This is a genomic window from Algoriphagus sp. NBT04N3 (genome assembly GCF_019443765.1).
GTDB lineage: Bacteria > Bacteroidota > Bacteroidia > Cytophagales > Cyclobacteriaceae > Algoriphagus > Algoriphagus ornithinivorans.
On sequence record NZ_CP048415.1, the window covers coordinates 2,123,592 to 2,137,917 of the forward strand.

Sequence of the window (14,326 nt, forward strand, 5' to 3'; positions counted from 1 at the left end):
GCTGCCGGGAGTATCAGATTGGGATATCCCAGCCTTATGAGGTGTGCTATTTGGGTTTATATCCGTACTCCTTTTACCCTAAGTGGTTTATTGATCAGAAATTTGCCCTTACTCCCAAGGAAAGAGTTTTCAGGTTTGGAGATGTTCTAAAATCAGGGTCGGGTACTTCCCTGCTTGCCTTCCATATCAAGCCCAGATTATTGGCATAGGCATATATTTCCAAATTTTGGATTCCTTTTAGTTGGTCTTTTCCAAAGCGATAGGCTAGTCGAATATCCTGTAGGCGGATATGGTCTCCTTTCTCCACCAGCGATTCGCTCCTGAGAAGAAACTGGTTTCTTGAGGCATTGACTCGTTCAGGGTCCGAAGGAATATCAGTAGTCAGTTCATCTCCTGGTTGTCTCCACCTTCTGCCATAGTCTGCATGTTCAAATTCCCCTCTGTTTAAATTATCGTAATTGATGGTCTGTCTTCGGAAATAATAGCCCATTCGGTAGGAAATATTCGCTGAGAGCAAAAACCCCTTCCATTCTACCGTATTCCTAAAGGAACCAAAAAGCGTCGGTCTTGAAGATCCGTGGTAAATCAGGTCATTGAGTTCGCTTTCATTCAAAATTGTGCTATAATCTGTACTTGGTTCCCCGTTTAAGATTCCCCTGGGATCACCGGAATCGGGGTCCAGTCCTCCCCAAGGAAGACTATAGGTATAGTAAAGTGGGCGACCAATCACCGGAACCGGGTTCCCCGCATTGGATGTAAGGACCTGAGCTACTGTGGGGTCATTTTCAAAATCTGTTACTTCTTCCTTAATCCAACTCAGAAAGAAATTATTGGTCCATTTCACGGGGCCGTTTAGAATCTTTGTATTGAGGACCCAATCAACTCCTCTTGTTTTTGTGCTTGCGTAATTGATCGTAGCAAAGCCTACCCCTGAAGAAGCGAAAAGCGGTTGTTCCCCCAAAAGATCCAAGCCTCTTTTTCGGTAATACTCAAAATATCCGCTAAGTTTTCCACTAAACAGCTCGTAGTCAAGTCCAAAATTTGTGATCTGTATTCTTTCCCATCGAAGCTCCGGGTTTGGTGGACTGATGATCCCTAGAAATGGGGAATTGATCAATGGATTGGAACCTGCACCGAAATAGGTTGCGGTGGTGAATGCTGTCGCATTCGGGTTGGTATTTCCATTATAACCATAGGAAAGCCGAAATTTGAGAAAGTCAATCCACTCTTTTTCTAAGAAGCTTTCCTCGGTAATGATCCAGCCCAGACCTGCAGACCAAAGGGGCACAGCCTTTTGGTTGGTATTCACTCCAAAAATATTGGAGGCATCCACTCTGGCGCTAGCTGTCAAAAAATACCGGTCTTTGTATGAATAGCCTGCATTTCCGAATCCTGAAACATAGCGGTTCACAGTCCCGGTAAAATTCTGGACAAATGGAATCGTACCGGGAAAACCTATTGAATAACGTGTAAAAAAGGATAGGTAATCTACCGGTTGGGATGTAGCATTGAGATTGTTGTATCCATAGGCTCTCCCTGAATTCCCATCCGACTGAATATTCCGGATTTCTGAACCTGCCAACAAATTGAATTGGTGGTCATTCCATCTTTTTTCATAGGTAAACTGGCCCCGTAAGCTGTGACTGAACGAGCGTTGATTGGAAAAATCAAGAATCCCGCCCAATGGAACATGATAGATTAGATTGCCATTTTGATCGATCTCTGTAAAATCATTGATCAATTCTCGCGTAGTATAGGCAGTTTGGGGACTGTTTTGCTCGGTGTTCTGCTGATTTGTCCAATATTGGTAGTTTACTTTGAAATTTAAATCCCGGTTGATATTATACTCCAAATTTGCAGTCAGTCTCAGGTCATTTGCCCGATTGATCCTTGGGCTCAAGCCAATTTCCTCCAGCGGATAGTAATTCCAATCCAGTAGTCCTGTTCCCACTGTGGATTCTTTGAATCGTTGGTGAAAAGATCTGTAAACCGATAAGGGATTGCCGCTTTCATCCGCGAGCCGGTCATAAGGGTAAAAATTAGAAATGTCGGGTAATCCATTTTCTGAATTACTGATTGCTAGGTACGCTCCCAGGGAAATGGCTAGCTTTTCTTTTGCCAGACGAAAATTCTGAACGGTATTCAGAGTCAATCTGGAATTGTTTTGGGCTTTTTGATTTTGACGGTTGTCATCCCATCCCATGGAGAATAAATACGAATGCTTTTTACCTCCCCCATTGAGATTCAATGCATATTGCTGCAAAAGTGAGGGTCTGAATAGGTATTTAGCCATGTCTCGCCGAACATCAGAACTTCTAAATGTCTCAATTCTGGCATCCCGCTCTGATTCAGTCAACTGCCCTTGCTCGAAAGCATATAGGGTTTCAACCAAAGGAGAAACCGGACTTTTGAAGAAGGAATTGATGGAACCTGCAAAGGCCCCGTCGCTATAAAGTTGGATTTCCTTGTCGATAAAATCACTGACAGTCATTTTTGGATTATAAAAGGGATCCGTTGCTTGACCAAATGTTGTATTGGAAGTAAGACTTACCCGTACCGGTTGGTCAAAGGATCCGTTTTTAGTAGTGATTACAATCACTCCGTTGCCTGCCCGTGCCCCCCAGATAGATGCGGCAGCGGCATCTCGAAGCACGGTGATAGACTCCAGGTCATTGGGGTTAATATTTGAAATGGGCCCATCATACGGGAGGTTGTCGATGACAATCAGGGGTTGACTATCTGAGCGGATGGTTCCTGTACCTCTGATTGAGATATCCTCTCCGTAGTCCAGATCGGATCGGTCTCTGTTGAAAATTAGACCGGGAGTCAAATCTTCCAAGCGGTCAATTATATTGGTGCTAATCCTTCGGTCTACCAGTTCTTGATCGAGTTTGGCAAAAGAACCTGTTGCCCTTTCCGCAGGAAGCTCTTCAAAGCCTGTGGATACTACGGCGACTTCCTCCAAACTCACTTCGTCGATTTCCATCACTATTCGAAGATCTGCGGTCTGGTTTGGATTGATTGAAAGTTCCCGGGTTTTATACCCGATAAAACTGATGACCAATTTTGGCGAATCGGTATTGGGCAGTATGAGCACAAAGTTTCCATTTTCATCGGTAACTGTACCAATGCTGGTACCTTTCAATACTATATTCACGCCCGGCAAAGGCATACTTTGGTCAGGATTCCATACGGTTCCAGACACATTGAGTCCTTGCGCTTTGATCTCCCAGACCAAAAGCAGGGCAAGCAAAAAGAGTAGTTGTCTTTTCATTTGATTGGATTTTTTTAGGGTTATTGGATGGTTTTGGACTTATTTTCCTCCAGGTCGGAAAGGATTGCTGTCATTTTATGAGAAAAGTCAGCATAGTCTTGAGCTGGTAATTTGAAGGAGAGAAGTTTTCCGGTACCGTCGGTAAGTAGTGTAAAAGGGTATCCCGAAACTTCGAAATGGTTTACAAAATTCTCCTTTGAATCCGGATCAAGTCTGAAATTTGGAATTTCGGGAGAGGAGAAATGCGGAATCTGTTCTATCCACAAATCCGGATCTTCATCTATGGACACTGCAATTAATTCAAGGCCCAGCTCTTTCCCCCTTTCCCTAAAGAATGGATAGAGGTAGTTTTTGAAGTATCGGGCACTATGGGGACAGGTAGAAAAGTAGAAATAATAGAGCTTTGGGGCATTGCCCAATTGATCTGAACATGATTCTAATCCCTGGGTATTTTCCCAATGAAGGGTTGGAATCTTCTGGTGTAGGGAAACTGTATTGGAAAGGGACTTTATCCGGTCCTTCCATGGGGTGGATTCTACCTGAGAAGCTAGACTGGCAAGGGTCTGGGCAGGGTTATCATAGCTTTTCAGATTCACTGAAAGGAAGCCTGTGAGAATTCGATCTTTGAGTTTACCGCTGAAATTTTCCCGTACTAGGGTTCCAAAATCTTCTTGCCGAAGCAGAGATAGCAGCACCAATTTATCCAACTGAAGGTCAAGGTAAGCTGCAGAAATCAATTTGGAGTTAAGCAAAAAATCAGCGTCAGGAATCCGGAGCAGTTGGGATTCAATCCTATTTTTAAGCCTCATGAGCTCCTCTCCTTCGGCCATTCTATCCAGTTCGTTGAAATAAAACCGGTAGATGGTAGAAACAAAGGGTTTATAATAGGAAGCGACTGTTTCGAGCAGCAATAGATCATAGGATTCAGTATCCAGTTTTTGCCTGAATGATTCCAGAATTTCAAATTGATTTTTAAGACTGGCTTGGGGGTTTTTCAAGCTTAATAGAGCCTGATCCAGCCCTTCCTTTCCATAGGTTTGAATTTTGAGTCTGGCCCCGAATTGCGCATTGGCTGCCTGAAAAAGCGAATCGTTATTTGGATCAGCCAAAAGGTTGTTGGCTGAGGATAGGACCAGTGTCCGAGGAGCCTCAAAGGAGTCTTGCTGTCTGGATCGCTCCAATAGCCACTGTGCTTCGTAAAAATCGGCATCGGGTCCTGCAAATAAGATGTTGGCTGTAGCTAAGTCAATTTTGATTTTCAGGCTGTCCCCTGGACGGATCAGCATTTGGCTGATTAGCGTTCTTTCCTCCAAGGCTAGCGAGAAGTAGGCAGGATCCTGTATCTCATCCAGTTTAAATTTGAACTTCTTTACCCGAGGATCAAGCACTCCGTCAAAGAAGGTCCCTTCCCAGAAGGGAGCATAAAAAACCCTGTTTCTAAAGCGGCTCTTTTTGCTGAAGTAGTAGGGTGTAAGTGTTAGAGCGAGGGGACTCAGGGAGTCTGGATTGATGATTTCGCCATAGATCCATACCGAATTAGTTCCTGAAACCAGCGTGTCTGTAGCATCAGTGTTGGCTTTTCTTAATCCAAAAGAGGCCTTCGACTCTGAAGTCCACTTTTCATTTCTATCGGCAGACAAGGGTCCTCCATCCAATTCCAAGTACTGCGCCCCCGCCACCCAATCTGAAAATTCAGAGCTATCGGAACGATCATCCCCGCTCCGAGGAATGGCCGAGGAATGAAATTCCCCGGCCAAGGGTGAATCAGCAACTTGACTCCAACAGGTAAATTCACTTCCGATTAGGCATAGGCTCCCGATAGCTATCGGGACCAGGAAGCATGTGAGTAGGATTTTTTTCATGAGAATTTTATTTGTTTTCAATGGCCTCATGGAATCTCGCAAGGCTTATATCTCCTATTTTAATGGCTCTAGTCCTGCTCGATTTCATGCTTATTAATTGTTAGATGACCGATGTCCGATGCCCGATGTCTTGGCCGTCACTGCGAGGAGCCCCATAGGGCGACGCGGCAGTCTCACAATTGGGTACGTCACTGCGAGCGGAGGAACGAAGCGAAGCAGTCTCACAATCCGGACACGTCACTCCCGAATTTCTTCGGGACAAGCTGTCCATACACTCTCCTTCGTCGAGTGTCTTTCCTCTCCCGCCCCAGCGGGCAGACGCAATGACGAGGACAGACCTCTCCCATTCCAGCTCCCAAATGTCTTTAGGACTGGTCGGTCTTGATTAGAAATTGATTCAAGGTGATAAGCGAAAATCCTCTGCAGCGGAAGGCTTATCTAACAGTCGACGGTCGGCAGTCGACAGTCAACAGTGACGTCACTCCCCGATTTGTGTGGATAGGCCCGCCGGAGTTTACAAAGTCCTTTTGGGCGCAATCAGGGAGAAAAAATAGGTTCAAATAGGTTGTTTGGGTTTACGGGGAAAAAGCATATCATCCATTGCCAATCCTGAAATCAATAAGAAATAATCATGTCGAAAACACTTCGTCAGAATCCTCAACAGGTAGATTTCTTTCTTTTTTGTGGTCATTGAATTTTATGCTTTCCTATCTAATTTTTGTTCCTTTCTTGCTTAAGCTTTACTATATTGTCTTAGCAATCAAATAGATCCAAATATTGCTTTCGGATACATATTAGTTGAAGTAAAAAAATTCTATCTTAGTCAAAAAAATTCTAGTCTAGTCGAAAAAATACTATCATGGTACATGCTCAGAAAATCATGCGGATTTTGCGGGAATCCCGGGACTATTCTCAGGAGTATGTCGCCAATATTCTGAATATCAATCAAAAAACCTATTCCAATCTAGAATCAGGCAAAACCAAGCTGACCTTAGACCGAATTCAGCAACTGGCAGAATTTTACCATGTAAAGCCAGATTATTTTTTGGCGAATGAACTTCCGATAATTAATTATAACACTGGGGAAAAAAGTAATAGCAATAGTGGATATATCAAAAACTACATTAATGAAAAAAGTCAAGATTCCCTTTACGAAAGACTATTGACAGAAAAAGATCAAATCATTCAAGAAAAAAATCATCAAATTGATTTACTAAAGGATATTATTGACATACTAAAGACTAAATTGAAAGATAAAAAATAATGACAGGAACAAGTATAATTTTAAAAACCTTATTGATTGACAAGAATTTATCGATTGAGGAAGTCTCTAAAGGAACTGAAATTCCCAAGGATGAAATTCAAGCTTTAATTGATGGCAAAAGTAAATTATTTGTTGATCAAGCTATAAAAATTGGAGAATTTTTCTCTATCCCTGCAGAATTTTTATTCACTGATTCAGCGCTAGTTAATCACAATAATATAGGTCAAAAAAGTAATAGTAATAGCGGATTCATTGGAAGTTATTACAATTCAGAAAGGTGAAATTATTACTTGAACACGGCAACTTCCTGTCGCTACAAATCCAACAATAATGCCGACTCAAGCTCAATAAGAATTTCACCGGATCCCCCGGTCCAGATAAGTTAGGACTGGACAGTCAGTGCTATGAGGTTTTCATCGGTCCTGCAACACACGCGAGGAAAATCTAGTTGTTTGCGGTAGTTTTTATTTCTTTATTCAACCTTTCCAATTCAAATATATAGTCCTGTATCATTCTAGGATTTATTTTTTTTGGAGTGTGAACAACTTGGTTTCTAAATTTACGTATTCTGTCTATTTCATTCAGTAACTCCTTTGTTATCTGTTCTTGGTCGTAAAGAAGTCGTATCGCTTCTCTAACTGACATAAATCTGTCTGTTCGCTTATTTACTTCATTGAGAATTGTTTCTTCCAATTCAGACCAAAGTTTCAAGAAATCTCCTAAATCGCCTGCTTTTAATTCTCTATCAGCAAGGTCTTTAATCTCTTTGGTCAATTCCCAAATCGGGTCATTATTTGGATATAAACTATCCTTTGGGATTTGGTCAAAAGATTTTCCCCAAAAGTCATCTGAATTTGGAATCTCAAACTTTGCGATAAGTCGGTTATTGAAATCCAATTCAGATTTTGAGTCATATGTTGTGGTTATATCTTCTGTTCCTGCCACATATCCTTCTTGAAAATATGGTCGAAGTGCGTGTGGTGGACAAATGCTCAATAGTCTTATATTTACTAAATCGTGCTCCGAGTTAACAGAAATTCTATTTGTTATATACGGTAGCCCAAAAACAAAAATATAAGCATTCTCGCTTTTATTCTCTTGCAAAGCAAAAGAGCAAGCTACTCTTAATGAATGAGTGAAATCTAGAAGCGGTGTAGCACAAACCTCGTAATGTTGTAAAACACTCCATTGAATATACTTTTTTCTTTTCAGTTCCTTATATCCCTCAACTTTTTGGTCAACAAATAAGTCGGTTAAACTTTTACAAGCTCCATCAAGTATATCAAAGCGATTGTTTACTTCTCTTTGTTGCAAATAATCTCCTCTATAAATAGAAGGGTAAAAAGTCGAACTTCCACCACGATTTCTGTAGTCAGAGTTCTGTCCTCTATAAAAAAGTAAATGGTCTTTATTTAAATAAGACAATTGTGCTGTTTTTTCAACTAATTCACGAAACGTTTTAATTGGAAAAGCATTACTGGAAGCAACGTATCCCCCCGAGCAACCCCATATTTTCTGAGTTGTTTTGCCCCAGTAGGTTTGCATCAAAAACAAACCTATGAAAAGAGCAAGTCAACAACAAATGGAAGCGGCAGTAGCTTCTTTCAATTCTAGCGGCCTTACCCAGCGGGAATTCTGTCTGCGTGAGAACATCAAGTTGCCCACCTTTTCCTATTGGTACCGAAAAGTCAATGTTTCTTCAGCAATTCCTGTTGGCGGATTTACAGAAGTAACTGCCCCTGTTCAGTCCGTTGGACTGGAAGTGGTGTTTCCCAACGGAGTGACGGTCCGTGGCATACAGGACCTTTCCCAGATCCGCCAACTGATCAACTGGTAAGATGTTCACGCTGGGGTCTTCCCACCGGTTCTTCCTCTACGGCGGGGCAGTGGACATGCGCAAAGGTTTTGACGGACTGAGCGGCCTGGTTCGCAATAGCCTGGACCGGGATCCGCTGTCCGGGGAAGTATACATCTTCCTGAACCGCAGCCGTACGCTGGTCAAACTGCTCCACTGGGAAGGCGGGGGATTGGTGATCTATTACAAACGTCTTGAAAAGGGTATCTTTCAGCCGCCCGAGGGAATGGAGAAAGGCGGTAAACTTCCTTGGAGCTCCCTGGTATTGATGGTCGAAGGTATCAAGGTACTGGATTCCCGCCAGCTTCCCAGATACACCAAACCCTGATGATTTTTTTCAGGGTTTTTATGTTTTTTTATCGACTTCTGTTCAGGTTTTTGATTCTTAAAGTCCCTTTTTGGATGCTGGAGGCAGATTTTTGGACTCTCAGACAAAAATCATCCCGCGTACCTACTTGTCCACAGGCCATGTGGGAAACTAATGCTTTGACAGCTCCTCTCAGGCTGTTATTTTCGGTGCATGAACAAACCCCTGGACCAGCTGAACAAAGCCGAACTCATCGCCCTGTTGGGCGAGCGGGATCAGCGTATCGAAAAGCTGGAAGGGATCATTGCCAAGTTCCAACGTACACTCTTCGGCCAGAAGCGGGAACGTTTCGAATCCCCCGACCAGCTGAGCCTTCCTTTTGAAGCCACTGCCGAGCAGCAGAAGCAGCAGGAAGAGCAGCTGACCGAAAAGGTGGAGTATGTCCGCAGGAAATCCGGTTCTTCACATCCGGGCAGGACAAAACTGCCCGAACATCTTCCGGTGGAAGAGATCGAGCTGTATCCGGAGGGGAACCTGGAGGAGATGACCTGCATCGGCAAAGAAATCACCGAGGAGCTTGATTACAAGCCGGCCCAGTTCATCATCCGCCGCTACATCCGGTATAAATATGTATCCAAAGCCCAGGAAGGCAAGTCCCCGATAACCATCGCACCGCTTCCTTCCCGCCTGATCGACAAAAGTAGGGCAGGTACAGGGTTGCTGGCCTCCATCCTGACAGACAAATATGTGGACCACCTGCCCTCTACTCTACGCAACTGCAGCGCTTCAAACGGGAAAACATCCCCATCGCGGCTTCCACACTGGACGGCTGGGTGAGACAGGGGCTCGAACGGCTGGAAATCCTCTACGACTGGCTGGTAAAAGACACCCGCGGGAAAGGATACCTCCAGGCGGACGAAACCACTATCAAAGTGCTGGATCATACCAAAAAGAAAGAAACGCACCTAGGCTATTATTGGGTGTACCATAACCCTATGGACGGGAGTGTCTTGTTTGATTACCAAAAAGGACGTGGCAAGGAGGCACCCAAAAGCTGTTGGAAGGCTTCAAAGGCTATCTCCAAAGCGATGGCTATGCCGTCTATGGCCAATATGGAAGACAGGACGGAGTGACCCAGCTTTGCTGCTGGGCACATGCGCGCCGTGAATTTTTCGATGCACAGCAAAACGACAAGTTAAAGGCAGAGCTGGCACTCACCTTCATCAAAAGCTCTATGAAGTAGAGGCCCACTGCAGGAAAAACCTACTAAGCCCACAGGACAGGAAGGCTTACTTACTGGATAAGGCACTGCCCGTATTGGATGCCTTCTCCAAATGGCTTACCGAAAACTATGCCCAGACACTTCCAAAAAGCGCCATCGGAAATGCCATGGCGTATACCATGAGGCGGTGGGAAGAGCTGACTAACTACCTGATGGACGGAATGCTGGAAATCGACAACAACGCCATAGAAAATAAAATCAGGCCGATAGCCTTGGGCCGGAAAAACTACCTGTTCGCAGGCTCACATGACGCCGCACAGCGATCAGCAATGATCTACTCGTTTTTTGCCATGTGTAAAACCGAAGAAGTCAACCCACAACAGTGGCTCAAGTACGTCTTCGACCATATCATGGACACCAACATTCAAAAAATTGAAAAACTCCTGCCGAAAAATTACAAACTGTCACTAGTGAAAAATCAGACAGAGTAAAGACGCATTTTCTCGGATGGATACGAAGCAACGGTTTTTGGGTCTCCACCAATGAAGTCCAAGATTTCTTGAGTTATCTTTCCTTCTATACCTCTCATATTAATCTACTTCATTTTGAGTGAAATACATACATAAATTATTCAAACCTTTGTTTTCAGATTTATTAAAAGGCACATTAAAAATATCCAATATTAGCTGTTCGTAATACTTTGATAATCTATTTGGAAGGTCATAATAAGTAAAATAAACAAGCATATTTTCTGAAAAATCTTTAGAATAAAAATGTCTTGTTATTCTATTTTTTATTTGTCCCTTACCAACGTAAAGACATTTCATATGAAACAAATTATGAGTTGGACAGTAATCGTCTTTGTGCCATAAAAAATAAATACCAAAAATTTTCGAGTCCATCCAATCTGCTAATTCGTATGAATCACAGATTGATTTGTCGGAAAACCAACCAATATTTGAATGGCATAGTTCTTTTAAACTTAACTTTGAGTTTAATTCTCTATTTGTGGTTGCCTCCCATAATTCATTACTGTCACCACAACTACAATTACATATTTCTTGAAAACATTTCACTTTCTCAACGTAATTTTTAAATTACCACCAACGGTTTGGCTAAAAAGCGTGGCTTGTGTTGCACCTGCGGCAAGCCATAATTTTTTAGTTCTTTTTAGGCGTTTGTGTTTTTTCTTCGTTTTGTTTTACTATATATTTTGCCCTTTGATATAACTCATCAAAAGTGATTATTTCTGGGTTAGTTTGATTTTGTCTAAATAGCTCAAAATGCTCTTTCCGCTTGAAAGTTGGACTAGTTATGCAGCGATTTTAAAGTTATAAAATTCATTTGGTGTTTTCATTTCTAATGCAGAATGTGGTGCATATGTATTGTATTCATTCATCCACTTCTGTATTTGCCTGTGTACGGTTTTTGGATTATCCAGGCAGCTCTCATAGACATAATCTCGTTTAAATGTAGCATTGAAGGCTTCACACATCCCGTTTGATTGTGGTGAATAGGTTGGGGTATTACAATCGATTATATTCCAGGATTTCAAGCTGGCTCTGAGCTTTTTTTCAATGAATTCCGGTCCATTGTCATGTAAAAACTGCAGTGTATCCGGTTCAGGCAAACTCTCCCCAAAGCGGGTATGTAAGGCTTCTTGAACCATTAATTCAATATCAACTGCCTGCATATGTTTTCCTGCTTTCCAGGCGATGATGGACCTGTCACAACAGTCGAGAAGAAAGGCCACCCGGAGCTTTTCCCCATTCCAGCATTTAATCGAAGTGATATCACTAGCCCATCGCGTATTAGGTGTTTCTACTGCTATCTGCCCTGTATGGGATCTGCTGCTGCCTCTGGTTCGGTGTCGGGTAATCAACAACCCTTCTTCCTTCATGTAGCGGTGCACCATGTATTTGGTCACGTTGAGCCCATAATCCCGTTTGAGCAGCGCCATGACCCGGGGTACCCCATAGGTGGATTTCTTTGCCGTGATTTCTACAACAGCCAGTTTCATCTGCTCACACAGTTCTTTTCGCACTGTCCTTTTTCGTTCAGGATAGGGCTTTGCTTTATAATATACAGAGGATTTGGCGACTCCCAGTGTCTTGATAATCCGTATCCCCCCGAGCAACCCCATATTTTCTGAGTTGTTTTGCCCCAGTAGGTTTGCATCAAAAACAAACCTATGAAAAGAGCAAGTCAACAACAAATGGAAGCGGCAGTAGCTTCTTTCAATTCTAGCGGCCTTACCCAGCGGGAATTCTGTCTGCGTGAGAACATCAAGTTGCCCACCTTTTCCTATTGGTACCGAAAAGTCAATGTTTCTTCAGCAATTCCTGTTGGCGGATTTACAGAAGTAACTGCCCCTGTTCAGTCCGTTGGACTGGAAGTGGTGTTTCCCAACGGAGTGACGGTCCGTGGCATACAGGACCTTTCCCAGATCCGCCAACTGATCAACTGGTAAGATGTTCACGCTGGGGTCTTCCCACCGGTTCTTCCTCTACGGCGGGGCAGTGGACATGCGCAAAGGTTTTGACGGACTGAGCGGCCTGGTTCGCAATAGCCTGGACCGGGATCCGCTGTCCGGGGAAGTATACATCTTCCTGAACCGCAGCCGTACGCTGGTCAAACTGCTCCACTGGGAAGGCGGGGGATTGGTGATCTATTACAAACGTCTTGAAAAGGGTATCTTTCAGCCGCCCGAGGGAATGGAGAAAGGCGGTAAACTTCCTTGAGCTCCCTGGTATTGATGGTCGAAGGTATCAAGGTACTGGATTCCCGCCAGCTTCCCAGATACACCAAACCCTGATGATTTTTTTCAGGGTTTTTATGTTTTTTTATCGACTTCTGTTCAGGTTTTTGATTCTTAAAGTCCCTTTTTGGATGCTGGAGGCAGATTTTTGGACTCTCAGACAAAAATCATCCCGCGTACCTACTTGTCCACAGGCCATGTGGGAAACTAATGCTTTGACAGCTCCTCTCAGGCTGTTATTTTCGGTGCATGAACAAACCCCTGGACCAGCTGAACAAAGCCGAACTCATCGCCCTGTTGGGCGAGCGGGATCAGCGTATCGAAAAGCTGGAAGGGATCATTGCCAAGTTCCAACGTACACTCTTCGGCCAGAAGCGGGAACGTTTCGAATCCCCCGACCAGCTGAGCCTTCCTTTTGAAGCCACTGCCGAGCAGCAGAAGCAGCAGGAAGAGCAGCTGACCGAAAAGGTGGAGTATGTCCGCAGGAAATCCGGTTCTTCACATCCGGGCAGGACAAAACTGCCCGAACATCTTCCGGTGGAAGAGATCGAGCTGTATCCGGAGGGGAACCTGGAGGAGATGACCTGCATCGGCAAAGAAATCACCGAGGAGCTTGATTACAAGCTTCGGCCCAGTTCATCATCCGCCGCTACATCCGGTATAAATATGTATCCAAAGCCCAGGAAGGCAAGTCCCCGATAACCATCGCACCGCTTCCTTCCCGCCTGATCGACAAAAGTAGGGCAGGTACAGGGTTGCTGGCCTCCATCCTGACAGACAAATATGTGGACCACCTGCCCCTCTACCGGCAACTGCAGCGCTTCAAACGGGAAAACATCCCCATCGCGGCTTCCACACTGGACGGCTGGGTGAGACAGGGGCTCGAACGGCTGGAAATCCTCTACGACTGGCTGGTAAAAGACACCCGCGGGAAAGGATACCTCCAGGCGGACGAAACCACTATCAAAGTGCTGGATCATACCAAAAAGAAAGAAACGCACCTAGGCTATTATTGGGTGTACCATAACCCTATGGACGGGAGTGTCTTGTTTGATTACCAAAAAGGACGTGGCAAGGAGGCACCCAAAAAGCTGTTGGAAGGCTTCAAAGGCTATCTCCAAAGCGATGGCTATGCCGTCTATGGCCAATATGGAAGACAGGACGGAGTGACCCAGCTTTGCTGCTGGGCACATGCGCGCCGTGAATTTTTCGATGCACAGCAAAACGACAAGTTAAAGGCAGAGCTGGCACTCACCTTCATCAAAAAGCTCTATGAAGTAGAGGCCCACTGCAGGGAAAACCGGCTAAGCCCACAGGACAGGAAGGCTTACCGGCTGGATAAGGCACTGCCCGTATTGGATGCCTTCTCCAAATGGCTTACCGAAAACTATGCCCAGACACTTCCAAAAAGCGCCATCGGAAATGCCATGGCGTATACCATGAGGCGGTGGGAAGAGCTGACTAACTACCTGATGGACGGAATGCTGGAAATCGACAACAACGCCATAGAAAATAAAATCAGGCCGATAGCCTTGGGCCGGAAAAACTACCTGTTCGCAGGCTCACATGACGCCGCACAGCGATCAGCAATGATCTACTCGTTTTTTGCCATGTGTAAAACCGAAGAAGTCAACCCACAACAGTGGCTCAAGTACGTCTTCGACCATATCATGGACACCAACATTCAAAAAATTGAAAAACTCCTGCCGAAAAATTACAAACTGTCACTAGTGAAAAATCAGACAGAGTAAAGACGCATTTTCTCGGATGGATACGATAATCCT

11 protein-coding genes and 2 pseudogenes are annotated in these 14,326 nt (G+C 44.2%); 8 read left to right on the forward strand and 5 right to left on the reverse strand.

Annotated elements, in window-relative coordinates; genetic code table 11:
* Positions 1–94: 94 nt before the first annotated feature.
* Together GYM62_RS09215 and GYM62_RS09220 are read right to left on the reverse strand one after the other, a co-directional pair.
* Positions 95–3,274 carry a SusC/RagA family TonB-linked outer membrane protein gene (locus GYM62_RS09215; RefSeq protein WP_219959191.1) on the reverse strand — a complete coding sequence of 1,060 codons (3,180 nt, stop codon included), beginning with the start codon at positions 3,272–3,274 and terminating at the stop codon, positions 95–97.
* 20 nt (positions 3,275–3,294) lie between these two features.
* Complete coding sequence (locus GYM62_RS09220) at positions 3,295–5,136, reverse strand: thioredoxin family protein (protein WP_219959192.1); 1,842 nt, start codon at positions 5,134–5,136, stop codon at positions 3,295–3,297.
* An 859-nt stretch (positions 5,137–5,995) separates the two neighbouring features.
* Between GYM62_RS09220 and GYM62_RS09225 the strand changes: the two genes are divergently transcribed.
* Both GYM62_RS09225 and GYM62_RS09230 read left to right on the forward strand, forming a co-directional pair.
* Entirely contained in the window at positions 5,996–6,400 is a 405-nt protein-coding gene (locus GYM62_RS09225) for a helix-turn-helix domain-containing protein (protein ID WP_219959193.1), read from the forward strand.
* Positions 6,400–6,681, forward strand: coding sequence for a helix-turn-helix transcriptional regulator (locus GYM62_RS09230; protein WP_219959194.1), 282 nt, complete (start codon positions 6,400–6,402; stop codon positions 6,679–6,681). The genes GYM62_RS09225 and GYM62_RS09230 overlap by 1 nt, the downstream gene beginning before the upstream one ends.
* 163 nt (positions 6,682–6,844) lie before the next feature.
* On the opposite strand, the gene GYM62_RS09235 is transcribed toward GYM62_RS09230, so the two are convergent.
* Positions 6,845–7,945 carry an FRG domain-containing protein gene (locus GYM62_RS09235; protein ID WP_219959195.1) on the reverse strand — a complete coding sequence of 367 codons (1,101 nt, stop codon included), beginning with the start codon at positions 7,943–7,945 and terminating at the stop codon, positions 6,845–6,847.
* A gap of 13 nt (positions 7,946–7,958) precedes the next feature.
* Here GYM62_RS09235 and GYM62_RS09240 point away from each other — a divergent pair, with 13 nt between their 5' ends.
* From GYM62_RS09240 to GYM62_RS09250, 3 genes and pseudogenes are all read left to right on the forward strand, one after another.
* The gene (locus tag GYM62_RS09240; RefSeq protein ID WP_219958384.1) at positions 7,959–8,237 is read left to right on the forward strand and encodes an IS66 family insertion sequence element accessory protein TnpB; all 279 of its coding nucleotides are present in this window, start codon (positions 7,959–7,961) and stop codon (positions 8,235–8,237) included.
* 1 nt (position 8,238) lies between these two features.
* Positions 8,239–8,583 carry an IS66 family insertion sequence element accessory protein TnpB gene (gene tnpB / locus GYM62_RS09245; protein WP_219958385.1) on the forward strand — a complete coding sequence of 115 codons (345 nt, stop codon included), beginning with the start codon at positions 8,239–8,241 and terminating at the stop codon, positions 8,581–8,583.
* Between the two features lie 192 nt (positions 8,584–8,775).
* Positions 8,776–10,275, forward strand: a pseudogene (locus GYM62_RS09250) (IS66 family transposase).
* Between the two features lie 99 nt (positions 10,276–10,374).
* On the opposite strand, the gene GYM62_RS09255 reads toward GYM62_RS09250, so the two are convergent.
* Together GYM62_RS09255 and GYM62_RS09260 are read right to left on the reverse strand one after the other, a co-directional pair.
* Positions 10,375–10,860 carry a hypothetical protein gene (locus GYM62_RS09255; RefSeq protein ID WP_219959196.1) on the reverse strand — a complete coding sequence of 162 codons (486 nt, stop codon included), beginning with the start codon at positions 10,858–10,860 and terminating at the stop codon, positions 10,375–10,377.
* A gap of 236 nt (positions 10,861–11,096) precedes the next feature.
* Positions 11,097–11,927: an IS3 family transposase gene (locus GYM62_RS09260; RefSeq protein WP_219959197.1), complete on the reverse strand. Its 831-nt coding sequence runs from the start codon at positions 11,925–11,927 to the stop codon at positions 11,097–11,099.
* A gap of 48 nt (positions 11,928–11,975) precedes the next feature.
* Here GYM62_RS09260 and GYM62_RS09265 point away from each other — a divergent pair, with 48 nt between their 5' ends.
* From GYM62_RS09265 to GYM62_RS09275, 3 genes and pseudogenes are all read left to right on the forward strand, one after another.
* Positions 11,976–12,254, forward strand: a complete 279-nt coding sequence (locus GYM62_RS09265) for an IS66 family insertion sequence element accessory protein TnpB (RefSeq protein WP_219958384.1) — start codon at positions 11,976–11,978, stop codon at positions 12,252–12,254.
* A 1-nt stretch (position 12,255) separates the two neighbouring features.
* Positions 12,256–12,525, forward strand: coding sequence for an IS66 family insertion sequence element accessory protein TnpB (gene tnpB, locus GYM62_RS09270; RefSeq protein ID WP_219959198.1), 270 nt, complete (start codon positions 12,256–12,258; stop codon positions 12,523–12,525).
* Positions 12,526–12,791: 266 nt separating this feature from the next.
* A pseudogene (locus GYM62_RS09275) lies at positions 12,792–14,293 on the forward strand (IS66 family transposase).
* The last annotated feature ends 33 nt before the right edge of the window (positions 14,294–14,326 follow it).

Excerpts from the sequence above, each read along its gene's own strand:
- GYM62_RS09215 (WP_219959191.1), bottom strand. The coding sequence starts at position 3,274 with ATGAAAAGACAACTACTCTTTTTGCTTGCCCTGCTTTTGGTCTGGGAG.
- GYM62_RS09220 (WP_219959192.1), bottom strand. The coding sequence starts at position 5,136 with ATGAAAAAAATCCTACTCACATGCTTCCTGGTCCCGATAGCTATCGGG.
- GYM62_RS09225 (WP_219959193.1), top strand. The coding sequence starts at position 5,996 with ATGGTACATGCTCAGAAAATCATGCGGATTTTGCGGGAATCCCGGGAC.
- GYM62_RS09230 (WP_219959194.1), top strand. The coding sequence starts at position 6,400 with ATGACAGGAACAAGTATAATTTTAAAAACCTTATTGATTGACAAGAAT.
- GYM62_RS09235 (WP_219959195.1), bottom strand. The coding sequence starts at position 7,945 with ATGCAAACCTACTGGGGCAAAACAACTCAGAAAATATGGGGTTGCTCG.
- GYM62_RS09240 (WP_219958384.1), top strand. The coding sequence starts at position 7,959 with ATGAAAAGAGCAAGTCAACAACAAATGGAAGCGGCAGTAGCTTCTTTC.
- tnpB (WP_219958385.1), top strand. The coding sequence starts at position 8,239 with ATGTTCACGCTGGGGTCTTCCCACCGGTTCTTCCTCTACGGCGGGGCA.
- GYM62_RS09260 (WP_219959197.1), bottom strand. The coding sequence starts at position 11,927 with ATGGGGTTGCTCGGGGGGATACGGATTATCAAGACACTGGGAGTCGCC.
- GYM62_RS09265 (WP_219958384.1), top strand. The coding sequence starts at position 11,976 with ATGAAAAGAGCAAGTCAACAACAAATGGAAGCGGCAGTAGCTTCTTTC.
- tnpB (WP_219959198.1), top strand. The coding sequence starts at position 12,256 with ATGTTCACGCTGGGGTCTTCCCACCGGTTCTTCCTCTACGGCGGGGCA.